24 protein-coding genes are annotated in these 21,797 nt (G+C 29.0%); 17 read left to right on the forward strand and 7 right to left on the reverse strand.

Annotation, left to right across the window (positions count from 1 at the left end; translation table 11 throughout):
- Positions 1-13: 13 nt before the first annotated feature.
- The 3 genes from ACULEV_RS08800 to ACULEV_RS08810 form a co-directional block, all read right to left on the reverse strand.
- Positions 14-1,327 carry a glycosyltransferase family 4 protein gene (locus ACULEV_RS08800; RefSeq protein WP_445458299.1) on the reverse strand — a complete coding sequence of 438 codons (1,314 nt, stop codon included), beginning with the start codon at positions 1,325-1,327 and terminating at the stop codon, positions 14-16.
- Entirely contained in the window at positions 1,302-3,716 is a 2,415-nt protein-coding gene (locus ACULEV_RS08805) for a YfhO family protein (RefSeq protein ID WP_445458300.1), read from the reverse strand. Before ACULEV_RS08805 ends, ACULEV_RS08800 begins: the two co-directional genes overlap by 26 nt.
- A gap of 97 nt (positions 3,717-3,813) precedes the next feature.
- Positions 3,814-4,092 carry a DUF4834 family protein gene (locus ACULEV_RS08810; RefSeq protein ID WP_445458301.1) on the reverse strand — a complete coding sequence of 93 codons (279 nt, stop codon included), beginning with the start codon at positions 4,090-4,092 and terminating at the stop codon, positions 3,814-3,816.
- A 107-nt stretch (positions 4,093-4,199) separates the two neighbouring features.
- On the opposite strand from ACULEV_RS08810, the gene ACULEV_RS08815 reads away from it, so the two are divergent.
- Both ACULEV_RS08815 and ACULEV_RS08820 read left to right on the forward strand, forming a co-directional pair.
- Positions 4,200-5,168 (forward strand): transporter, encoded by a 969-nt coding sequence (locus ACULEV_RS08815; protein WP_445458302.1) that lies wholly within the window; start codon positions 4,200-4,202, stop codon positions 5,166-5,168.
- A 1-nt stretch (position 5,169) separates the two neighbouring features.
- Complete coding sequence (locus ACULEV_RS08820) at positions 5,170-6,288, forward strand: GTP cyclohydrolase (RefSeq protein WP_445458303.1); 1,119 nt, start codon at positions 5,170-5,172, stop codon at positions 6,286-6,288.
- Between the two features lie 57 nt (positions 6,289-6,345).
- On the opposite strand, the gene ACULEV_RS08825 is transcribed toward ACULEV_RS08820, so the two are convergent.
- The 3 genes from ACULEV_RS08825 to ACULEV_RS08835 are packed head-to-tail and all read right to left on the reverse strand — an operon-like array spanning position 6,346 to position 7,820.
- The gene (locus ACULEV_RS08825) at positions 6,346-6,657 is read right to left on the reverse strand and encodes a rhodanese-like domain-containing protein (RefSeq protein ID WP_445458304.1); all 312 of its coding nucleotides are present in this window, start codon (positions 6,655-6,657) and stop codon (positions 6,346-6,348) included.
- Positions 6,658-6,681: 24 nt separating this feature from the next.
- The gene (locus ACULEV_RS08830) at positions 6,682-7,296 is read right to left on the reverse strand and encodes a thioredoxin family protein (protein WP_445458305.1); all 615 of its coding nucleotides are present in this window, start codon (positions 7,294-7,296) and stop codon (positions 6,682-6,684) included.
- 5 nt (positions 7,297-7,301) lie between these two features.
- Entirely contained in the window at positions 7,302-7,820 is a 519-nt protein-coding gene (locus ACULEV_RS08835; protein ID WP_445458306.1) for a TlpA family protein disulfide reductase, read from the reverse strand.
- 122 nt (positions 7,821-7,942) lie between these two features.
- Here ACULEV_RS08835 and ACULEV_RS08840 point away from each other — a divergent pair, with 122 nt between their 5' ends.
- The 14 genes from ACULEV_RS08840 (at position 7,943) to ACULEV_RS08905 (ending at position 20,198) form a co-directional block, all read left to right on the forward strand.
- Entirely contained in the window at positions 7,943-8,398 is a 456-nt protein-coding gene (locus ACULEV_RS08840; RefSeq protein ID WP_445458307.1) for a MarR family winged helix-turn-helix transcriptional regulator, read from the forward strand.
- 1 nt (position 8,399) lies between these two features.
- The gene (locus ACULEV_RS08845; RefSeq protein WP_445458308.1) at positions 8,400-9,032 is read left to right on the forward strand and encodes an NAD(P)H-dependent oxidoreductase; all 633 of its coding nucleotides are present in this window, start codon (positions 8,400-8,402) and stop codon (positions 9,030-9,032) included.
- A 24-nt stretch (positions 9,033-9,056) separates the two neighbouring features.
- Positions 9,057-9,620, forward strand: coding sequence for a YceI family protein (locus ACULEV_RS08850; protein WP_445458309.1), 564 nt, complete (start codon positions 9,057-9,059; stop codon positions 9,618-9,620).
- Positions 9,621-10,030: 410 nt separating this feature from the next.
- Positions 10,031-11,431: an anthranilate synthase component I family protein gene (locus ACULEV_RS08855; protein ID WP_445458310.1), complete on the forward strand. Its 1,401-nt coding sequence runs from the start codon at positions 10,031-10,033 to the stop codon at positions 11,429-11,431.
- Positions 11,432-11,536: 105 nt separating this feature from the next.
- Entirely contained in the window at positions 11,537-12,100 is a 564-nt protein-coding gene (locus ACULEV_RS08860; protein ID WP_445458311.1) for an anthranilate synthase component II, read from the forward strand.
- 44 nt (positions 12,101-12,144) lie between these two features.
- Positions 12,145-13,137, forward strand: a complete 993-nt coding sequence (trpD, locus tag ACULEV_RS08865) for an anthranilate phosphoribosyltransferase (RefSeq protein WP_445458312.1) — start codon at positions 12,145-12,147, stop codon at positions 13,135-13,137.
- Positions 13,138-13,169: 32 nt separating this feature from the next.
- On the forward strand, positions 13,170-13,958 hold the full coding sequence (gene trpC, locus ACULEV_RS08870; protein WP_445458313.1) for an indole-3-glycerol phosphate synthase TrpC: 789 nt from the start codon (positions 13,170-13,172) through the stop codon (positions 13,956-13,958).
- 23 nt (positions 13,959-13,981) lie between these two features.
- Positions 13,982-14,593 carry a phosphoribosylanthranilate isomerase gene (locus ACULEV_RS08875; protein ID WP_445458314.1) on the forward strand — a complete coding sequence of 204 codons (612 nt, stop codon included), beginning with the start codon at positions 13,982-13,984 and terminating at the stop codon, positions 14,591-14,593.
- Complete coding sequence (gene trpB, locus ACULEV_RS08880; RefSeq protein WP_445458315.1) at positions 14,577-15,770, forward strand: tryptophan synthase subunit beta; 1,194 nt, start codon at positions 14,577-14,579, stop codon at positions 15,768-15,770. The genes ACULEV_RS08875 and trpB overlap by 17 nt, the downstream gene beginning before the upstream one ends.
- Positions 15,771-15,806: 36 nt before the next feature.
- Positions 15,807-16,571 carry a tryptophan synthase subunit alpha gene (trpA, locus tag ACULEV_RS08885; RefSeq protein WP_445458316.1) on the forward strand — a complete coding sequence of 255 codons (765 nt, stop codon included), beginning with the start codon at positions 15,807-15,809 and terminating at the stop codon, positions 16,569-16,571.
- A 22-nt stretch (positions 16,572-16,593) separates the two neighbouring features.
- Complete coding sequence (locus ACULEV_RS08890) at positions 16,594-16,980, forward strand: ribosomal maturation YjgA family protein (RefSeq protein ID WP_445458317.1); 387 nt, start codon at positions 16,594-16,596, stop codon at positions 16,978-16,980.
- Between the two features lie 46 nt (positions 16,981-17,026).
- Positions 17,027-17,587: an NfeD family protein gene (locus tag ACULEV_RS08895; protein WP_445458318.1), complete on the forward strand. Its 561-nt coding sequence runs from the start codon at positions 17,027-17,029 to the stop codon at positions 17,585-17,587.
- Positions 17,588-17,607: 20 nt separating this feature from the next.
- Positions 17,608-19,137, forward strand: a complete 1,530-nt coding sequence (locus tag ACULEV_RS08900) for a flotillin family protein (protein ID WP_445458319.1) — start codon at positions 17,608-17,610, stop codon at positions 19,135-19,137.
- A gap of 113 nt (positions 19,138-19,250) precedes the next feature.
- A complete protein-coding gene (locus tag ACULEV_RS08905) occupies positions 19,251-20,198 on the forward strand; it encodes a tRNA dihydrouridine synthase (RefSeq protein WP_445458320.1) in 948 nt (315 codons plus the stop codon).
- Between the two features lie 23 nt (positions 20,199-20,221).
- Here the strand turns inward: ACULEV_RS08905 and yaaA are convergent, their stop codons facing one another.
- The gene (yaaA, locus tag ACULEV_RS08910; protein WP_445458321.1) at positions 20,222-20,980 is read right to left on the reverse strand and encodes a peroxide stress protein YaaA; all 759 of its coding nucleotides are present in this window, start codon (positions 20,978-20,980) and stop codon (positions 20,222-20,224) included.
- 156 nt (positions 20,981-21,136) lie between these two features.
- Between yaaA and ACULEV_RS08915 the strand changes: the two genes are divergently transcribed.
- Positions 21,137-21,709: a hypothetical protein gene (locus ACULEV_RS08915; protein ID WP_445458322.1), complete on the forward strand. Its 573-nt coding sequence runs from the start codon at positions 21,137-21,139 to the stop codon at positions 21,707-21,709.
- The last annotated feature ends 88 nt before the right edge of the window (positions 21,710-21,797 follow it).

Here is a 21,797-nt window from a genome sequence, read left to right on the forward strand (position 1 = left end):
CAGTAAATAGTGATTAGTGATTAGTGACTAGCATAGCTAACTTCTCTGTTAAACTTTTTCTACTATATTGTTGTAAACCAACAGGAAATGCTTTTAAATTATTCTCTAAATACAAATTAAAATACTTTAAAATTTGGTCTTTTAAAGCTTCTTTTTCATGATAATTAAAAAATGACCCTGAATTAGTTTCTTTAATAATTTTTTCAAAATCAGTTGAATTTGGTCCAATAGCTAAAATAGGCCTTTCTGAAACCATATATTCAAACAATTTACCTGGAATGATACATTTTGTTTCTTCAGAATCTATTTCAACAAGTAATAATACTTGGGAGCTTCTTTGTTCTTGTAAAGCTTCTTCATGCGATATATATCCTAAATGATTTACATATGGGGACAAATCATAATTAGCCATACTTTCTAAAACTTCATTACTCACTGCTCCTATTAACTTCAATTGAAAAACTTCTGCAAAAACTTGATTTTCTCCAATTAATTCTGATAAAGATTGCCATAAGATTTGTGGATTTCGCTCTGATAAAAAGGAACCAATATGTGCCAAAGTAAATTTAGAATCCATAGGCATTTTAGTAATTTTTTCCACATCATATCCATTTGTAATTACTTCAATAGGTTGGGTAGAAATAGCTTCAAATTCTTTTTTAGTGTTTTCAGAGGTTACAATAATCTTGTCACACTTATTTAATACTTCTTTTTCAAGCTTTTTATGTCTTTTGGAAGCCCAATTACTTAGTTTTAATTGTTTGTGATAGCCAATAGTGGTCCAAGGATCACGAAAATCAGTTATCCAATGAATTGTCAGTTCCTTTTTGAGTTGTAAACCAATAAGATGCAAACTATGAGGTGGTCCAGTAGTAATTACTGTATCAATCTGATTTTCTTGAAGATATTTTTTTAAAAATTTTACAGATGGTTTTACCCAAAAAACCCTAGCATCTGGAATGAAAACATTTCCTCTAATCCAAAGCATTATTTTTTCTACAAAAGTCTGCTTTTTTTGATTAGGAATTATTCCTGAACTAATTTTTTTAGCTCTCTTTTTCGAAAAAATAGAAGCCAAACCATAAGGCTCAAAAATTTTCTTTTTTACAATAATGGCTTTATCAGAAACTTCTTTTTCTAATTTTTGATCAACTAAAGGATAGGTTGGATTTTCTGGCACATAAACATGAGGTTGAATTCCAAAATCGGGTAAGTACTTTACAAATTTTAACCAACGTTGCACTCCTGGTCCACCAGCAGGTGGCCAATAGTATGAAATAATTACTATTTTCTTTGAAGATTTAATTTTGTTTTCTTTTATTTTCAAAATAAATACCACCCATAATCAAAAATAACATTCCAATTGAACATAGTAATGCTATTGTGCCTCCAGTTTTAACAACCTCTGGCTCAAATTTGAATTCTATTGTGTGCTTTCCAGCAGGAATTTGTAAGCCACGCAAAACATAATTCACATTATATATTTCAGTTTCTTTTCCATCTATAAATGCTTTCCAACCATTTTTATAATACATTTCAGAAAAAACTGAAAAACCATCATTTGTATTATTAGAAGTATATTTCAAATAATTAGGTTTATATGATTTTAATTCAATCGTTGACATTGAGTCTTTAGAAATAGAACCTTTTACATCATTTACTTGAGAATTAATTACTGCTATATTTTTAGTATCTAAACTATCTAAAGCTTTCATTTCTTCATCTGCTGAATTGACAAGTTTTATTTCTTCTACAAACCAAGCATTTCCATTAGCAGCAGGATTTACTAAGGCTACAGGACTTCCATCTTCTCCAGTTTGAATAATGTATTTTACATTCAACATATTTAAAACATTGACATTATTTTTTGCTATTTGGTAATCAAATAATTGCTGCATTTTTCTTGGTTTAGCAGCATGATAACCTCCTATTGACTTATGAAAATAAGAACTTCTTGCACTACTCATTTGCCCATCCACTTCAAAAACTCTAAAATGTGTGGTGTCTTTAAGAATCATCAAATCAGCTTGTGTGGCTTGGAAAGGCTCTTCCATTTCTCTTGCTGAAACAAAATCATCTTTACTTACATAATTTTTGTCAATTGAAACCAAATCTGCGCACATTAATAAACCAATTAAAACAACTGCTCTAGTCGTCTTAAGAGTTCCTTTATTATATAAAAATAAAATACCAAAAACAGCTATCACATAACCCATAGAACGCAAAATATCTTTGGTATACAAGGACATTCTATCTTCCTTTAAAGCACTAATAAACTCAGGTCCATAATTTTGAGCATAATAATTATCATTTCCTCCTACAAAATCAAATGCTCCTTTGAATACAAATAAAATTGCCAAAAATCCAAAAACGATAACGGCTGCTTTCCAAAGATAATTCCATTGTACTTTTTTATCTTCAACTTTAAAAAATTGGTAAAACCCTAAAATCGCTAAAGCAGGAATACATAACTCCAAAATAACTTGAATAGAGGAAACTGCTCTAAACTTGTTGTACATTGGAACAAAATCAATAAAAAAATCGGTTAAAAAAGAAAGATTTTTACCCCAAGAAAGGAATAAAGAAACAATAGCACCTGTTAATAAAGCATATTTTATTTTTTTATTATCTGAAATAAATAAAGCCAATACAAAAAAGAAAAAAACAACTATCCCAATATAAGCTGGTGCTGCAACTATAGGCTGATCACCCCAATATGTAGGCATTTGTTTTACAATTCCGACTGCTTCATGTGGAGGCACACCTTTTTGAGTTATAAAGCTATACATTTCCGAATCAACTCCTAAATCTTCATGATTAGATCCTCCAAATAATCGTGGTGCAATTAAATTTAAACTTTCTGCTTTGCCATAACTATACTCAGTTATATATTCATAGCTCATAGCATTAGTATCCGTTTTAGGTGAACCTTTTTCGTCAAAAGTTAATTCACTTTTATTTCGAGTTGAAAATTTAGCATATTCAGACGTAGCTAATAAATTTGTTGCATTTGCTCCAATAGCTAACAAACCTGCAATAGCAAAAACTCCAAAAACTTTTCCTAAATGTTTAAAAGCTTTTTCTTTAATGAATTGATACAAATAAAAACCACTTACAATTACTAATAAAATCAATAAGTAGTAAGTCATTTGAAAGTGATTGGCTTGAATTTCCAAAGCCGCTGCAATCATAGTCAAAATTCCGCCCAGAACATATTTTCGTTGAAAAACCAACAAAACTCCTGCTAAAACCATAGGCATATAAGCAATTGCATGAGCTTTTGCATTATGACCTACTCCTAGAATTATAATTAAATATGTTGAAAAACCAAAAGCTAAAGCTCCAAAAAATGCTTTTAAAGGATCGATTTTTAAAACCATTAATAAAATATAAAAACCCAGAAAATATAAAAACAAATAATCAGCTGGTCTAGGTAAAAAACGTAAAACTGAATCCAATTTTTTTACATAATTATGTGGATAATAAGCTCCTAATTGATAGGTAGGCATTCCTCCAAAAGCGCTATTTGTCCAATAGGGTTCAGCATCATTCTCCTTTCTAAAATCGTTTTGTTCTTTTGCCATTCCTGTGTACTGAGCAATATCAGATTGATATATTTTTTTACCTTCTAAAACAGGATAAAAATAAATAATTGCTACTAAAATAAATCCTATTATGGCAAGGAAATGAGGAAAGAAAGGCTGTATTTTTTTCATTGGTAAAATATATATCTAAATAAAACGCTAAGGTAAATAAAAAAAGGATATTGCAATAATATCCTTTAGAACAACTATTATAGTTATTTTTAAAACCTTAGTCTATCTCTTCAAAATCTACATACTCTCCTACTTTCTTTTTCTCTGTAGGCATTTGTTTAGTATTTGACTTTTGAGAATTTGTATTTTGATCTTTATAAGTATTTTGTTGTCCAAATTGACTATTCATTTGATTCTGCATTTTTTGTTGCATTTTATTCATAGCACCTCTCATTAAAACAGGAGCAAAAATTCGAAACAAAAATTTCAATAAATACCAAAATAAAACTATATAAGCTAACGTTTTTATAAAACCTGTAAAAGAGGCTGTTTCCATTCTAATCAAATTTAAAATTCAAAATTACGTTTATTAGTAGATAAAAGCATAGTAATGTTTCTTAAAATTATTATAAAAATACTATTTTTGACCTAAATATTAGCAAGATGAAATACACTAAATGTTTATTCTTATTATTTTTCTTTGTATACCAAGCTCATTATGCCCAATTTACAGACGAAATTAATTCTAATCGTCCAGGAAAATCTATGATGGCTTTCTCAGTTGGTAAATCGATTATTCAAGTTGAAACTGGTTTAAATTTTCAAAATGAAGATCATGCTGCATTAAAATATGATGCTAACGGACTTATTGCGGAACTTGATTTACGTTGGGGTTTATTCTTTGAAGAATTAGAGTTTATAGCCGAGCTTCAATATCAAAACGACCAATATAACTCTAGCTTAGTAAGTGAAAATCGTTCTGCCTTAAAGAAAACATTAATAGGTGCTAAATATTTAATTTATGACCCTTTTAAAAATTATGAAGTTAAACCTAATTTGTATAGCTGGAAAGCCAATCATCGTTTCAATTGGAGACAATTTGTTCCTGCTGTAGCTGTTTATGCTGGTGTCAATTTAAATTTTTCAGATAATCCTTTTAATTATGCACCTCCATTAATTAAAGAACCAACAGTTAATCCAAAAGTAATGCTTATCGCTCAAAATCATTTTGGTTCTCGTTGGGTTTTTGTAACCAATGTAATGTATGATAAAATTTCTTCCGATTTTTCTTCTATTAATTATGTAATTACATTAACACGAGGATTTAATGAAAAATGGTCTGGTTTTATCGAAAATCAAGGTTACAATGGTGATTATTATTCAGATGGGGTTTTTAGACTAGGAGCTGCTTATTTAATTAATAATAGAATGCAAGTAGATGCTTCTGTAGGGAAAAATATTAAAGATAGTCCTTCATTATTTACTGCTGGAGCTGGTTTTTCATGGCGTTTTGATGCTAATTATAAAGAAGTAAAAATAGAAAAGGATAAAGGCAGTAAAACGGATAAAAAAATGAAGAAAAAAGCTGAAAAGGAAAAGAGAAAACGTAAAGACGAAGTTGAAATAGAATAAAATGATAACAATAAAAAAAGCTGAAACTAAAAAGGAACTTAAAGATTATATTTTATTCTCTTTTGAATTGTACAAAGGAAATCCATATTGGGTTCCACCCATAATTGCTGAAGAATTAGAAACTTTTGATAAAACTAAAAACCCTGCGTTTCAATCAGCTGAAGCACATTTCTATTTAGCCTACAAAAACAATAAAATTGTGGGCAAAATTGCAGCTATAATCAATTGGGATGAGGTCAACATATTAAATAAAAATAAAGTTCGTTTTGGTTGGTTTGATGTAATCGATGATATTGAGGTAACCAAAGCTTTACTAAATAAAGTATATGAATTAGGTAACAAGCATAACTTAGAAATGGTTGAAGGGCCAATAGGTTTTTCAAATTTAGACAAAGTTGGTGTACTTGTTGAAGGGTTTGAAGAAATGGGAAATATGGTAACTTGGTATAGTATGCCCTATTATAAAGATCATTTTGAAAAATTAGGTCTTGTAAAAGAAAAAGAATATATAGAAAGTTCTTTTTCTTTTACAAATATAGATCCTACTCCTTTTAATAAAATAAGTAAATTGGTTCAACAGCGTTATCAATTAAGAGCATTAAACTTTACAAAAACTAAAGACATTATGCCTTATGTTGATGAAATGTTTGATTTATTTAACGAAACTTACTCTAAACTACAATCCTTTGTTGCTATAAATAGTATTCAGAAAGAGTATTTTAAGAAAAAATATATTAGTTTCATAAATCCAGAATTTATTAAATTCATTGTAGATAAAGATAATAAAATGGTAGCTTTTGCTATAGTTATGCCTGGTTTTAGTGAAGCACTTCAAAAAGCAAAAGGTAAACTTTTCCCATTTGGTTTCTATCACTTATTACAAGCTAGAAAGCATTCTAAAGAAGCTGTTTTCTATTTAATAGGTGTAACACCAGAATATCAAAGCAAAGGAGTTACAGGTATTATATTTGAAGAATATTATAAAGTTTGTGAAGCTAAAGGAATAAAAACTTGTGTAAGAACTCCTGAATTAGAAGAGAACAGTGCTATTCATAATTTATGGAAGCATTTTAATACAAAAATTACCAAAAGAAGAAGAACTTATAGCAAAAAATTATAATAAAAAAATCCGAGTTAAATTTAAATTTAACTCGGATTTTTAAATACCATTTAATTCTTATTCAGTTTCAATAGGTCCTTCCCATTCAGAAATCCCACCAATTAAATTATATGCGTTAGCAAAATCTAATTCTTTCATAATGTTGCAAGCATTAGCACTTCTTGATCCTGCTGCACAATACACGTAATAATTTTTGGTTTTGTCCAATTCTTCTAAAGCGTAAATAAAACCTTGTCCTTTAAAAATATCAATATTAATTGCATTAGGAATTTTACCTCTGTTAAACTCATCTTCAGTTCTAACATCTAAAATCATTCCTTTTTCATCAGTTAAAAATTGGCTCCACCATTGTTGTTGCTCTAAATTCATATCCTATAATTTGCTTCAAAAATACTATGCTTTAATGGAACATCCAATAGCTTTTGTGACTTTTACTGAAACTTCTTTATTTTTCAATAGAGCATCAACTGCATTTTCTACATATTTTACTTTTACAGCACTCTCATCAGAATGATTATCATCTATTGCTCCTATATATTTTACAATATTGTCTTTTTTAGTTTTTTCCAATACGTAAACATGTGGTGTTTTTGTAGCTCCATATTGAGGATAAATTTTCTGACCTTCATCAAACAAATAAGGAAAAGTAAACCCTTTTTCTTTCGCTCTTACTTTCATTAAATCAAAACTATCTTTTTCTTGAACTTCAGGATTATTAGGATTAATTGCTATAACTGGATAACCTAATTTTTTATATTTTTTATCTAAAGCAATAATTCTGTCTTCATAAGCAACTGCATACGGACAATGGTTACAAGTGAAAATAACGATATACCCTTTAACATCTTTATAATCACTTAAGGAAACCATTTTATCATCCACATTCTTTAATTTAAAATCTGTTGCCTTATCTCCTACTTCATAACCAGAAGTAACAACTTTATTAACTGTAAATGCACTAACTAGTCCAAATACTAAAACACTCAAAACCACTTTAAAAACTTTCATACTATTTATTTGTTTATTATTAATTTTAAAACTTCTTCGAGCTCATCATAAGTAAATGATTTTTCATAGAAAAAAGAATCTTCATTCTTATAAATAAGGGTTGCAGGAATTGCTCCACTCCATTCCTTATTAACTTTTTCTATCCAAGAATTGGCATCTGGATCATCTAGATGAATAACATTTGATTCTAATTTTTTTCTCTTTATGAATGGAAGTAAACTTGACTCCACTTTTTTAGGAAAATCTAGACTAACTAATAGTACTTTTACATTCTTATCTTTGTATTTTTTACCAATCTCTTCAAAATAAGGTAATTCTTTTATACAAGGTGCACACCAAGTCGCCCAAAAATTGATGATGTAAATTGTATCGTCTTTTTGTTTTAAAAAAGTTTCAAACCCATTATAATTGAACGATTCAACTCTAATTCCATCTTGTTCATATACTTTAATAGGTTCTTTTTTTTGCTGAGCAAATGTAAACGAACTCACAAACACCAAAACTATAAATACTAATCTCTTCATAACTAGCTAAAAGTAATAATTCTAAAAACAGCTAACATAAATTTAATAAAATTTTAACAAACACTTGTATATACAAATAAAAAAAAGTAATACATTTGTACATACAAATTTTGTAAATACAAATGAGAATAGAAGACGAAATAAAGAGTACTGTTAAATTAAGCATTACAAAAAAAGTGGTGCTAAACTTAGCATTTACAAAAAACTATGTAGGCGATAAATTTAACGAAATTTTAAAAACATTTGATCTCTCTGGTGAGCAATACAATGTATTACGCATACTAAGAGGTCAAAAAGGAAAACCTATAAACATGCAAGATATACAAGATCGCATGATTACCAAAAATAGTAATACTACAAGATTAATAGATAAGTTATTACTAAAAGATATGGTTGAGCGCAATATTTGTCCAAATAATAGAAGAAAGATTGAAGTAAACATTACACAAAAAGGATTAGATATACTTAGAGAATTAGATCCATTGATTGAAAATTATGAGGATGGAATAACAAAAAAATTCTCAGAAAGTGAATTAGAACAATTAAATTATTTATTAGAGAAAATTAGAGAAAATTAATATGAATACCTTTATTGAAAACCAGAATTGGAGATATGCAACAAAAAAATTTGATGCAACAAAAAAAATATCAAATAATGATTTTGAAACTTTAAAAAAAGCTATTAGCTTAAGTGCCTCATCTTATGGATTACAGCCTTATCAAGTTTTTATTATTGAAAATCCAGAATTAAGAGCACAATTACAACCTGCATCTTGGGGACAAACTCAAATTGTTGATGCTTCTCATTTATTAGTATTTGCAAATATTGTAGATTTAAATGAAAAACAAATAGATGATTATATAGCTAATATGGCTCAAACAAGAAGATTAAATATTGAAAATTTAAAGCCTTATAGTGATTTCATGAAATCAAAAATTATGACCCTTCCTTTAGATTCAAAATCTAATTGGTCATCAAAACAAACTTATTTGGCATTGGGCAATTTATTAAATGCTGCTGCTGAATTAAAAATTGATGTAACTCCTATGGAAGGTTTTGAACCTGCAAAATATAACGAAATATTAGGATTAAATGCATTAGGATTAAACGCCTCTTTAGTAGCTGCTGTTGGATATCGTCATGAAGAAGATGTTACCCAACATTATACTAAGGTTCGCAAACCAAACGAAGAATTATTTATTACACTTTAATTATAAAATTTTAAAAACAAAAAGATGAAAAATTTAAAAACGATTGCAGTTGCATTAATTACTTTAGTTTCATTCTCTGTGAATGCACAAACAAAAAAGGTAAATGTTGAAAAAAGTAAAATTGAATGGTTAGGTAAAAAGGTTACTGGTCAACATAACGGAACAATCAACTTACAAGAAGGAGCTTTAGTCTTCAAAGGAAAAAAATTAGCTGGAGGAAACTTTAAAGTTGATATGACTTCAATCAACACAACTGATCTTTCTGGAGAATATAAAGATAAATTAGATGGTCATTTAAAATCTGAAGATTTTTTTGGAGTTGAAAAATTCCCAACAGCAACTTTAGTATTCAAAACTATTGCAGACAAAGGTAATAATGTATATACAGTAACAGCAGATTTAGAAATTAAAGGAAAAACAAATCCTATTGTTTTTGATATTACTGTAAACAAAGATACTGCAACTACAAAATTAATCGTAGATAGAGCAAAATATGATATTAAATATGGTTCTGGCTCATTCTTCGACAACTTAGGTGACAAAACAATTTATGACGAATTTGAATTAGATGTTACTTTAAGTTTCTAATAATAAATCAATTGCTATGAAAAAGAGAAAGCCCAAAATTATTTTTTGGGCTTTTTTTTGACCTTTTAGAAACATTTTATTTATGTAACTTTACGAATTAAAATTAAATTATGACAAAGTTAGAATTGTCAAATTATTTTTTTTAAATGAATATGTTATAATATTTAGCTAATAAATAATTTTATTTCTAAAATTATTTGGATTTAAAAAAAATATTTTAATACATTTGTCCCAATATTAGAATTATGAAAACATATTTAAATAATATTTGGTGGTGGAGTAACTTACGTCAATCGTCGTGAGCAAATCCTCCTATAGTATAATTTAAAAATCACAATACATAGAAAAGGCTTGTCAATCACGACAAGCCTTTTTTTATTTTAAAAATCTATTAAATTGAGAGCATAACAATGAAAACTTACAAACTAAAAACAAATTTTAAACAAATATTAGCAGATACTATTACTCCTGTGAGTGTTTATTTAAAAATTAGAGATAAATTCCCAAACAGTATCTTACTAGAAAGTAGTGATTATCACGGCAATGACAACAGTTTTTCTTATGTATGTTTTAACCCAATTGCTTCCATAAAAGTAGAAAATCAAAAAATTGAAACTCTATTCCCTGATGGGTATTCTGAAATTATTCCTATTGATACTACTGTTAATGTAACTAATGAAATAGAACAATTTTCAAAACAATTTAAAACAGATGAAAATAGTTTTAAATTTATCACTCAAGGTCTTTTTGGATATATTGCTTATGATGCGATTCGTTATTTCGATACAATAAAAATTGCTCAGAAATCTTCTGAAAATAAAATACCAGAAATTTTTTATGCGGTTTACCAAAATATTATTGCTATCAATCATTTCAAAAATGAAGCCTATATCTTTTGTCATGCTTATGATGACAGAAACAATACAGCTGAAATTGAACAATTGTTACAAGCAAAAAATTTTGCTTCTTTTACGTTTACAAAGTCAGGAGAAGTAATTTCAAATTTAACTGATTCCGATTTTAGCAACTATGTCACTTTAGCCAAAAAACATTGTCAACGAGGTGATGTATTCCAACTAGTTTTATCCAGACGCTTTTCTCAAGCATTTAAAGGAGATGAATTTAACGTTTATCGTGCCTTAAGAAGTGTTAATCCTTCTCCTTACCTATTCTATTTTGATTATGGAAATTTTAAAATATTTGGATCTTCACCCGAAGCACAATTAGTTATCAAAAACAATCATGCAGAAATCCATCCAATAGCTGGAACATTTAGACGAACAGGAAACGATGAAAAAGATGCAGAATTAGCCAAAAAATTAACTGAAGACATTAAAGAAAATAGCGAACACGTTATGTTAGTAGATCTAGCTCGCAATGATTTAAGCAGAAGCTGTAACGAAGTTAAGGTCGAAAAATACAAAGAAGTACAATTCTTCTCCCACGTTATCCATTTAGTTTCAAAAGTAACTGGAAAATTAAAAGCCAATCATCCTTTTATGGAATTAGTTGCCAAAACCTTTCCCGCAGGAACTTTATGTGGTGCACCAAAATACAAAGCCATGGAATTAATTGAATCTATAGAGAAAACAAACAGAAGTTTTTACGGTGGAGCAATTGGGTTTATGGATTTTGAAGGTAATTTTAACCATGCCATTATGATAAGAAGTTTTCTAAGCAAAAACCATACTTTACATTTTCAAGCTGGTGCAGGAATTATATCCGATTCTTCAGAAGAGAATGAAACACAAGAAGTTTACAATAAATTAAGTGCTCTACAAAAAGCATTAGATTTAGCCGAAATAATTTAAAAATACCAATTACAATAAACATGAAAATTGGTTTGAGAAATTAAAATTTGCATTTAATAATAAAGAAAGTTAATATTGATTTTGATATTGAAATTTAAAAAAAACATGAAAATAGTAGTCATTGATAATTACGACAGTTTTACTTATAATTTAGTGCATTATTTAGAAGATTTAAATGCAGAAGTTACCGTTTTTCGCAACGATGAATTCGAGTTAGAAGAGTTAGAAAAATTTGATAAAATTTTATTATCTCCTGGTCCTGGTATTCCAGATGAAGCAGGTCTATTAAAAGCAGTGATTAAAAAATATGCTCCTACAAAAAGTATTTTTGGTGTTTGTCTAGGTTTACAAGCTATTGGAGAAGTTTTCGGAAGTAAACTAACTAATTTAGATAAAGTCTATCATGGTGTTGCTACAAAAGTAATTCAAATTGAAGATGATTTCATTTTTAACGAATTACCTAAAGAAACAACAGTGGGTCGTTATCATTCTTGGGTGGTTGCCAATGAAAATCTCCCTAAAGAATTAATAATAACTTCCATTGATGAAAATGGTCAAATTATGTCTATGAAACATAGTGTTTATGATGTGAGAGGAGTTCAATATCATCCAGAGAGTGTCTTAACTCCAAATGGTAAAAAAATATTAGAAAATTGGCTTAAAAATTAGTTTATCAAACACTAATTCCTTTTCACTAATTACTAAAAACAACTATGAAAACAATATTAAACAGATTAATTAATCACGAAATACTTTCAAAAGCAGAAGCCAAAGAAGTATTAGTCAACATATCATCAGGAAATTACAATCAAAGTCAAATAGCAGCTTTTCTAACTGTTTATATGATGAGAAGTATTACTATTGAAGAACTTACTGGTTTTAGAGAAGCTTTGTTGGAATTATGCATTCCTATTGATTTTTCAGCTTACGACACAATAGATTTGTGTGGAACTGGTGGTGATGGAAAAGACACTTTCAATATTTCAACTTTAGCTTCTTTTATTGTAGCTGGAGCTGGAATAAAAGTGGCAAAACATGGTAATTACGGAGTTTCATCCATCTCTGGTTCAAGTAACGTAATGGAAAAAATGGGTGTAAAATTTACCAATGATATTGATTTTTTAACCAAATCCATTGAAGAAACTAATATAGCAATCTTACACGCACCTTTATTTCATCCAGCAATGAAAAATGTAGGTCCAATTCGAAAAGAATTAGGCGTTAAAACATTTTTCAATATGTTAGGACCAATGGTAAATCCTTCATTTCCTAAAAACCAAATGGTAGGTGTTTTTAGTTTAGAATTAGCTCGAATGTATGTTTATTTGTACCAAAACACTTCAACAAATTATAGCATTTTACATGGCCTAAGTGGTTTTGATGAAGTTTCACTAACCGATGATGTAAAAATCATCACCAATACATCTGAAAACATTTTAAAACCAAAAGATTTTCATCTACCTCACGTCCAATTGGAAAAAATAAAAGGAGGAAATACTATTGATGAAGCTGCTAAAATATTCTATAATGTAATTTCTGGAAATGGTTCAGAAGAACAAAATAATGTTGTTTGTGTTAATGCAGCAATTGCAATTCAAACTGTTGAAAAAAATAGTTTTGAAGATGCTTTAGCAAAAGCACAAGAAAGTTTAGCTAGTGGAAAAGCATTAGAAAAACTGAATTATTTAATTAAAATTAGTAACTAATTACTATCACTCTTCACTAATTACTTTTAATAATGGACATACTAAATAAAATTATAATCGATAAAAAACGAGAAGTCACTCTTAAAAAAAGTATTATTCCTACTTCTCAACTAGAAGCTTCTGTTTTATTTAATGGTCGCACTAATTCCATGAGTAAATTACTAAGAAACAGTTTATCAGGAATCATTGCTGAACACAAACGTCGTTCTCCTTCAAAATTAGTCATTAACAATATTCATTCTGTTGAAGATGTTGTTTTAGGCTACCAAAATTCAGGCGCTTGTGGAATTTCAGTTTTAACTGATGGTAAATATTTTGGTGGTTCCTTAGACGATTTACTATTAGCGAAAGCCTCAGTTACTATTCCTTTATTAAGAAAGGAGTTTATTGTAGATGATTACCAATTATTAGAAGCAAAAGCTCATGGAGCAGATGCAATATTATTAATTGCTGCGGTTTTAACTCGTGAAGAAATTAAACATTTATCTGAATTTGCACAAAGTTTAGCTTTAGAAGTTTTATTAGAAGTTCATAATCAGGAAGATTTGGAAAAATCCATCATGCCAAGTTTAGATATGATAGGTGTTAACAATAGGAATTTAAAAAATTTTGAAGTAAGTTTAAACTATAGTAAAGAATTGGCTAACCAAATACCAAATGATTTTGTAAAAGTTTCAGAAAGCGGAATAAGTTCGGTAGAAGCAGTTAAAGAACTTCAAAAATATGGTTACCAAGGATTTTTAATAGGCGAACATTTTATGAAAACTGATAATCCTGGCAGAGAAGCAAGTGATTTTATTAATAAAACTATAGTATGTTAGACATTAAACTAAAAATATGTGGTATGAAATATCCTGAAAACATTCAAGATATTAGTACTTTAGAACCAGACTATTTAGGGTTCATTTTTTGGGAAAAATCATTAAGAAAATTTAATGATAATGAAATAGTCGAAATTCCTAAACATATAAAAAAAGTAGGTGTATTTGTTGATGAAGATATTACTGTTATTAAAAGTAAAATTAATCAATTTAAATTCAATGCTATACAACTACACGGCAATGAATCTTCAATTTTTTGTAACGAAATTAAATCACTTAATGTAGAAGTTATTAAATCATTTTCAATAGACAACACATTTGATTTTGACCAACTTACAGAATATGCAGATGTTGTAGATTACTTTCTTTTTGATACTAAAGGAAGATTACCTGGAGGAAATGGAATCTCATTCAACTGGAATTTATTATCAAAATATAATCTATCAAAACCCTTTTTTTTAAGTGGAGGAATAGGATTAACAAGTGTTGATGCTATAAAATCCTTTCTAAATACAGATATGGCTAAATACTGTTGTGGTATAGATGTAAATAGTAGATTTGAAAGAAAAGTAGGTTTTAAAAATTATTCAAAATTAAGAAGATTAAAAAGATTATTATATGAAGACGAAATATAGTGTTGATGAAAAAGGATTTTACGGAAAATTTGGAGGTGCTTTTATACCTGAAATGTTGTATCCAAACGTTGAAGAATTAAAAAAAAATTACCTAAAAATAATGGCCGAACCTTCTTTTCAAGAAGAATTCAATAATTTATTAAAACAATATGTAGGAAGACCTACTCCACTTTATTTTGCGAAGCGTTTATCTGAAAAATACAATACAAAAATATATCTAAAACGTGAAGATTTATGTCACACTGGTGCGCATAAAGTCAATAATACTATTGGGCAGATTTTAATGGCTAAACGGTTAGGTAAAACGAGAATCATTGCAGAAACTGGTGCAGGTCAACATGGAGTGGCAACAGCAACCGTTTGTGCTTTGATGGGTCTAGAATGTATTGTTTACATGGGTGAAGTAGATATTAAACGTCAAGCTCCTAATGTAGCCCGAATGAAAATGCTAGGTGCAACTGTACGTCCAGCAACATCTGGTTCTAAAACCTTGAAAGATGCAACCAATGAAGCTATTCGAGATTGGATTAACAATCCTGTAAATACTTTTTATATTATTGGATCTGTTGTTGGACCACACCCATATCCAGATATGGTAGCTCGCTTTCAAAGTGTGATTTCCAAAGAAATTAAAGTTCAATTACAAGAACAAGAAGGTAAAGAAAATCCTGATTATGTAATTGCTTGTGTAGGTGGCGGAAGTAATGCAGCAGGTGCTTTTTATGAATTTTTGGAAGATGAAACTGTAAAATTAATTGCCGTCGAAGCAGCTGGACATGGAATTGATTCTGGTGAAAGTGCTGCCACTTCTGTTTTAGGCAAAATAGGAATTATTCATGGAAGCAAAACACTATTAATGCAAACAGAAGACGGGCAAATCACGGAACCTTATTCTATTTCTGCTGGTTTAGATTATCCTGGTGTTGGACCACTTCATGCTCATTTGCATGATTCTAATCGTGCTGAATTTATAGCCATTACAGATAAAGAAGCCATGCAATCTGGTTTAGAAATTTCAAAAACAGAAGGTATTATTCCAGCTATTGAATCGGCTCACGCTTTTTCAGTATTGGATAAAAAACAATTCAACCCAACTGATATTGTTATAATTAATTTATCTGGAAGAGGTGATAAAGATTTGAATACATATATAGAGTATTTTAATTTAAGTGATTAGTTGGAAGTAATTAGCTAAAACTTTTAAACAAAAAAAATGAACAGAATAAATAAAACATTAGAACAAGATAAAAAACTGCTTTCAATATATTTCACTGCTGGTTATCCTCAATTAAATGACACTATTTCCATCATTCATGAATTGGAACAAAACGGTGTAGATATGATTGAAATTGGTTTACCCTTTTCTGATCCTTTAGCCGATGGTCCAACGATTCAAGAAAGTTCAACTCAAGCTATCAAAAATGGGATGACCACTTCTCTCCTATTTGAACAATTAAAAGACATTCGAAAAACAGTAAAAATTCCATTAATAATTATGGGGTATTTTAACCCTATGATGCAATTTGGGTTGGAAAATTTTTGCCAAAAATGTGTAGCAATAGGAATTGACGGATTAATAATTCCAGATTTACCATTATATGTTTACGAAAATGAATACAAAGCTATTTTCGAAAAATATAAACTGAAAAATATATTCTTAATTACACCACAAACCTCAAATGAACGCATTGCACAAATTGATGCTATTTCAGATAGTTTTATTTATATGGTAAGTTCGGCTGCTGTTACTGGTAGTCAAAATGGTTTTGGAAATGAACAATTAGACTATTTCAAGCGTATAGCAAATCTAAGCCTAAAAAATCCTCAGATTGTTGGTTTTGGCATCAAAGATAAAGAAACATTTGAGCAAGCTACAAATCATCAAAAAGGTGCTATTATTGGGAGTGCATTCATAAAATATTTAGCTAAAAACCCTTTGAGCACAATTAAAAATTTTATTACTTCAATAAAAAATTAAAGACTTATAAATAATTTAGTTCATGCTAACATTTCACAAAAACTATTTTATACTTTTCATCTTAATTTTCTTCATTGAATTTATAATTGCTTTATACATAAATGATCCATTCATAAGACCTTATTTAGGCGATGTATTAGTTGTAATTCTTATATATTGCTTTATAAAATCATTTTTTAAATTATCTGTAAATTCTGCCGCATTATTTGTTCTTCTCTTCTCTTTCGTTATAGAAGGATTACAGTTTATAAATATTATTGAGAAAATTGGCTTACAGCATTCAAAAATTGCAAAAACAATTATTGGAACTTCCTTTTCTTGGATAGATTTATTATGCTATTGTATAGGAATACTTATCGTATTATTTATTGAAAAGCAATTAGTAAAAAAAAATAATTTCAATTTGTAACTTTTGTAAAAAGTCCTCGTATAATAATTATAACTAACTTGCTATTATGAATTTTTTAGAAAATTATGAGCCATTACTTAAGGCTTTTTGGTACATCGCGTTACCTGTGAGTATTTTCTTTAGCTTACAAACTATTGCTACTTTCATTGGACTTGGAGATTCTGGGACTGATGCAGATTCAGATAGTGGTGATGGTGGAGATATGCCTTTTGAATTATTTACTTTACGAAATTTAGTTAATTTCCTATTAGGTTTTAGCTGGACGGGAATTTCATTCTATAACAAATTTGAAAATAAATCTATCTTAATAGTTATTTCAATAGTTGTAGGAGTTGCTTTTGTTGGAGTATTTTTTATTTTAATAAAACAAATTTTAAAATTGTCTGAGGATAATAGTTTTAAAATTATAAATACACTACATAAATCAGCAGATGTATATTTATCCATTCCAGAAAATAAATCTGGAAAAGGAAAAGTACAAATTAGTGTCAATGGAGCTTTTCATGAATTAGATGCAATGACATTGAACATGGAGAAAATACCATCTGGAGCTGTTGTAAAAGTTGTTGCAATAGAAAACAATATTCTTATTGTAGAAAAAATTTAACCCTTATTATATATAAACCTATGTCTGAATTAATTATTATTGTTGTAGCCGCTTTTGTGCTATTTGTCACTTTTTTGACCTTAATTTCCCGTTATAAACGTTGTCCTTCCGATAAAATCTTAGTTATCTATGGTCGCACAGGTGGCACATCGGCTAAATGTGTTCATGGTGGTGGAGCTTTTATTTGGCCAGTAATTCAAGATTATCAATATTTAGATTTAAAACCTATTTCAATTGAAGCTAATCTTACAAATGCACTTTCTCGTCAAAATATTCGTGTAGATGTACCCTGTCGTTTTACTATTGCTATTTCTACAGAAACAGATAGTATGAATACTGCTGCAGAACGTCTATTAGGACTTTCACCAGAACAAATACAAGAATTAGCAAAAGATATTCTTTTTGGGCAATTACGTTTAGTTATTGCAACCATGACAATTGAAGAAATTAATTCTGACAGAGATAAATTCTTAGATAATATTTCGAAAAACGTAGATTCAGAGTTAAAGAAAATTGGGCTAAAATTAATCAATGTTAACGTTACCGATATCAAAGACGAATCGGGTTATATTGAAGCATTAGGAAAAGAGGCTGCAGCCAAAGCTATTAACGAAGCCAAAATTTCTGTTGCAGAACAAGAAAAAATTGGTGAAACAGGTAAAGCAATGGCCGATCGTGAAAAAGACGTACAAATTGCTGAAACACATAGAGATCGTGATGTAAAAATTGCAATTACAAATAAAGATAGAGAAGTAAGTATTGCTGCAGCTTTTAAAGATGAAAGTATTGGTAAAGCTGAAGCACAAAGAGATACACGTGTAAAAACATCTGAAGCAAATGCTATAGCTATTCAAGGAGAAAATGAGGCTAAAATTGCAATTGCAAAGTCAGAAGCAACACGTCGTGAACGTGAAGCTGAAGCATTACGTATTGCCTTAGCATCAGAAAAAGTGCAAAGTGCAAGAGCTCTAGAAGAATCATATGTAGCTGAACAAAAAGCAGAAGAAGCACGTGCAGAAAGAGAGCGTTCTACTCAAAATGCAAATGTGGTTATCCCTGCTGAAATTGCGAAGCAAAAAGCAATTATTGATGCACAAGCTGAAGCTGAAAAAACAAGAGTTCAAGCAAAAGGAGAGGCTGATGCTATTTTTGCAAAAATGGAAGCTGAAGCAAAAGGTTTATATGAAATTTTAACCAAACAAGCTGAAGGGTATCGTGAAGTAGTTAGCGCAGCTGGTGGTGATCCAACAAAAGCATTCCAATTATTGTTAATAGAAAAACTACCTGAATTAGTTAAAACACAAGTTGAAGCTGTTAAAAACATCAAAATTGATAAAATCACAGTTTGGGATTCTGGTAACAACCAAGAAGGAAACGGTTCAACTGCTAACTTTGTTTCAGGTATGATGAAAACTGTTCCTCCTTTAAATGATTTATTCAATATGGCTGGATTAAACTTACCTACTTACTTAAAAGGTGATGATAAAGTTGAAGCTGTAAAACCATTAAATACTTCGTCTGACATTAATTCAACAGAAGAAATTAAATAAATAAATTTAAAATTTTAATAATCCCAAATCTGTATTTTATGGATTTGGGATTTTTTATTTTGGTATTAAATAACCAACTTCTTTTCTACTATCTTTGCGATTCAATTTAAAACATGAGTCCTACCCTACTTTCATCACCTTTACAAGGTTTTACCGATTTTAGATTTAGAAATGCTTTGCATAAATATTTTGGTGGTATTGATACTTTTTATGCTCCTTACATTCGCTTGGATGGAAAATTAGTAATTAAAAATTCATACCAACGTGATTTACAACCTGAAAACAACACTACATTAGAGTTAATTCCTCAAGTAATGACAAATGATGCTGATGAGTTTTTATTTGTGGTAAAATACATCCAAGAATTGGGTTACAAAGAACTAAATTGGAATTTAGGTTGTCCTTATCCAATGGTTACTAGAAAAGGAATGGGTTCAGGATTAATTTGTGAACCCACAAAAATTGACCATGTTTTAAATCGTGTGCATAATGAAACCGATGTAATCGTTTCTATGAAAATGCGAATGGGTTACGAAAATCCAGAAGAAATTTTGGATGTTTTTCCTATTTTGGATAAATATCCTATTAAGAATATTGCTATTCATGCTCGAATTGGTAAGCAATTATATAATGGTGGTGTCAATTTAGAAGCTTTTCAACGTTGTACAGAAAACACCAAACATAAATTGTATTATAATGGTGATATTACTTCTGTAGCCAAGTTTAAAGAAATGCAAGAACGTTTTCCAAACATTGATCATTTTATGATTGGTCGTGGCTTAATTGCTGATCCATTTTTGCCAAGCATGATAAAAAATAATACAACAGAATACCCAAAAGACCGATGGAAGATTTTTAACGAATTCCACGATACCATTTACCAAGAATATGATGAAGCCCTTTCTGGACCAACTCCTATAAAAATGAAAATGTTAGGCTTTTGGGGTTATTTTTCTAATTCATTCTCCAATCCACAAAAAACCTTTAAAAAAATTAAAAAAGCTCAAAATCCAAGAACTTATCAAGAAACTGTGAAGGAAATTTTTAACGGAGAGAAGTAAGTTTTATAATAATATGAGAATAACTACCTCGTAAAAACCAATTTATTTCCCTTACTCAAACCGTCATCAAAAGCATAACCTTCATAATTGAATTTTTTCAAATCTTCAATGGTTTCTGCATTGGTATCAATAATATAACGCACCATTAAACCTCTTGCTTTTTTAGCAAAGAAACTAATCATTTTCAATTTTCCGTCTTTATAATCTTTAAATTCTGGAGTAATAACAGGTACTTTTAATTTTTTGGTATCCACTGCACTAAAATATTCGTTACTGGCTAAATTTAAGAATAATTCATCCTTAGAAAGCTCTTTATTTAATGCATCTGTAATTGTTTTTTTCCAAAACTCGTATAAATTCTTTTTAGTTCCAATTTTTAAAGAAATTCCCATTTCTAAACGATAAGGTTGGATTAAATCCAAAGGTTTTAAAACACCATACAAACCCGAAAGAATACGTAATCTATCTTGCAAATCGTTTAACTTATCAGTTGGAATCGTATAAGCATCTAAACCTGTATAAACATCACCATTAAAAGCAAAAACTGCTGGTCGAGCATTTTCAGGAGTAAAAGGAGTTTGCCATTCTTGATTGCGTTGCCAGTTCAAATCCGCTAACTTTTCAGAAATAGACATTAAGTCCATTAATTGCTTTGGTTTTTGTTTCTTTAAGGTTTTATGTATGGTTTCTGATTTGGAAATAAAATCAGATTGTGTGAATTTTTCTGTTGGTAATTTAGTTTCAAAATCTAAAGATTTTGCTGGTGATATAACAATTTTCATATATAATTCTTTCTATTTTTCAAATGTACGAAAAAGAGTAATTTTTGGGTTACAATTTGGTATCAAAAATAATTATGAATGAATTACTAGTATATATAATACAGTTATAATTACTTTTGAAATTCGAAAACAGAAATCATAACACTTAAATAATTTATGGGAGAATATGCACCACTTATTCAAGGAGAAATAGAAGGTTTTAAAATTGGGCTGACTTCTGATCTAATTTTATGGGAACACATTCGAAGTTTCGATTATTCAAAACATACTGGAGAATGGTTAGTGGGTTACGGAGTAGGATTTGAAAAAAGTCAAAATATAAGACAACAAATAAAAAATATTTCAAAAGAAGAAACTTTTGAAAATAATATAAAAGCCTCTTTATTTTTACAAAATAGAATCTATAATTATGGTGATTTTCATAAAGAATTAAAAATATATTTGCAAAATATATCAAAATGGAATGAAATAAGAATACAAAAAGAAGTCATTGAGAATACTAAAAAACTTTTAAGTCAAGAGAAACTTCAAAGAAGTTTAAATCATATATATAATTATTATAAAGAAAATTATGCTTTAGTTACACAAATGCACTTTTATGTATTACTAAAAAAACTTTCGGATTTAAGACATTCAAAACAACAGAAAAAAATAACTTCCGAAGAATATTTAAGCATAAAATTAAAAATCCAAAATGAATTTGAAGATTGGTTAGTGAATACTATGTAAAAAAATTAATATTATCTAAAAATAGAACAGACAATATTTAAAAAAAAAGCATCTATTTTATTAATAAAACTGATGCTTTTTTTAAATT

The organism is Flavobacterium sp. HNIBRBA15423, from assembly GCF_052655965.1.

Excerpts from the sequence above, each read along its gene's own strand:
- ACULEV_RS08915 (WP_445458322.1), top strand. The coding sequence starts at position 21,137 with ATGGGAGAATATGCACCACTTATTCAAGGAGAAATAGAAGGTTTTAAA.
- trpC (WP_445458313.1), top strand. The coding sequence starts at position 13,170 with ATGGACATACTAAATAAAATTATAATCGATAAAAAACGAGAAGTCACT.
- ACULEV_RS08895 (WP_445458318.1), top strand. The coding sequence starts at position 17,027 with ATGAATTTTTTAGAAAATTATGAGCCATTACTTAAGGCTTTTTGGTAC.
- ACULEV_RS08845 (WP_445458308.1), top strand. The coding sequence starts at position 8,400 with ATGAATACCTTTATTGAAAACCAGAATTGGAGATATGCAACAAAAAAA.
- trpB (WP_445458315.1), top strand. The coding sequence starts at position 14,577 with ATGAAGACGAAATATAGTGTTGATGAAAAAGGATTTTACGGAAAATTT.
- ACULEV_RS08820 (WP_445458303.1), top strand. The coding sequence starts at position 5,170 with ATGATAACAATAAAAAAAGCTGAAACTAAAAAGGAACTTAAAGATTAT.
- ACULEV_RS08825 (WP_445458304.1), bottom strand. The coding sequence starts at position 6,657 with ATGAATTTAGAGCAACAACAATGGTGGAGCCAATTTTTAACTGATGAA.
- ACULEV_RS08900 (WP_445458319.1), top strand. The coding sequence starts at position 17,608 with ATGTCTGAATTAATTATTATTGTTGTAGCCGCTTTTGTGCTATTTGTC.
- ACULEV_RS08840 (WP_445458307.1), top strand. The coding sequence starts at position 7,943 with ATGAGAATAGAAGACGAAATAAAGAGTACTGTTAAATTAAGCATTACA.
- ACULEV_RS08890 (WP_445458317.1), top strand. The coding sequence starts at position 16,594 with ATGCTAACATTTCACAAAAACTATTTTATACTTTTCATCTTAATTTTC.
- ACULEV_RS08830 (WP_445458305.1), bottom strand. The coding sequence starts at position 7,296 with ATGAAAGTTTTTAAAGTGGTTTTGAGTGTTTTAGTATTTGGACTAGTT.
- ACULEV_RS08810 (WP_445458301.1), bottom strand. The coding sequence starts at position 4,092 with ATGGAAACAGCCTCTTTTACAGGTTTTATAAAAACGTTAGCTTATATA.
- ACULEV_RS08835 (WP_445458306.1), bottom strand. The coding sequence starts at position 7,820 with ATGAAGAGATTAGTATTTATAGTTTTGGTGTTTGTGAGTTCGTTTACA.
- trpA (WP_445458316.1), top strand. The coding sequence starts at position 15,807 with ATGAACAGAATAAATAAAACATTAGAACAAGATAAAAAACTGCTTTCA.
- ACULEV_RS08860 (WP_445458311.1), top strand. The coding sequence starts at position 11,537 with ATGAAAATAGTAGTCATTGATAATTACGACAGTTTTACTTATAATTTA.
- ACULEV_RS08850 (WP_445458309.1), top strand. The coding sequence starts at position 9,057 with ATGAAAAATTTAAAAACGATTGCAGTTGCATTAATTACTTTAGTTTCA.
- ACULEV_RS08855 (WP_445458310.1), top strand. The coding sequence starts at position 10,031 with ATGAAAACTTACAAACTAAAAACAAATTTTAAACAAATATTAGCAGAT.
- trpD (WP_445458312.1), top strand. The coding sequence starts at position 12,145 with ATGAAAACAATATTAAACAGATTAATTAATCACGAAATACTTTCAAAA.
- ACULEV_RS08805 (WP_445458300.1), bottom strand. The coding sequence starts at position 3,716 with ATGAAAAAAATACAGCCTTTCTTTCCTCATTTCCTTGCCATAATAGGA.
- yaaA (WP_445458321.1), bottom strand. The coding sequence starts at position 20,980 with ATGAAAATTGTTATATCACCAGCAAAATCTTTAGATTTTGAAACTAAA.
- ACULEV_RS08875 (WP_445458314.1), top strand. The coding sequence starts at position 13,982 with ATGAAATATCCTGAAAACATTCAAGATATTAGTACTTTAGAACCAGAC.
- ACULEV_RS08815 (WP_445458302.1), top strand. The coding sequence starts at position 4,200 with ATGAAATACACTAAATGTTTATTCTTATTATTTTTCTTTGTATACCAA.
- ACULEV_RS08905 (WP_445458320.1), top strand. The coding sequence starts at position 19,251 with ATGAGTCCTACCCTACTTTCATCACCTTTACAAGGTTTTACCGATTTT.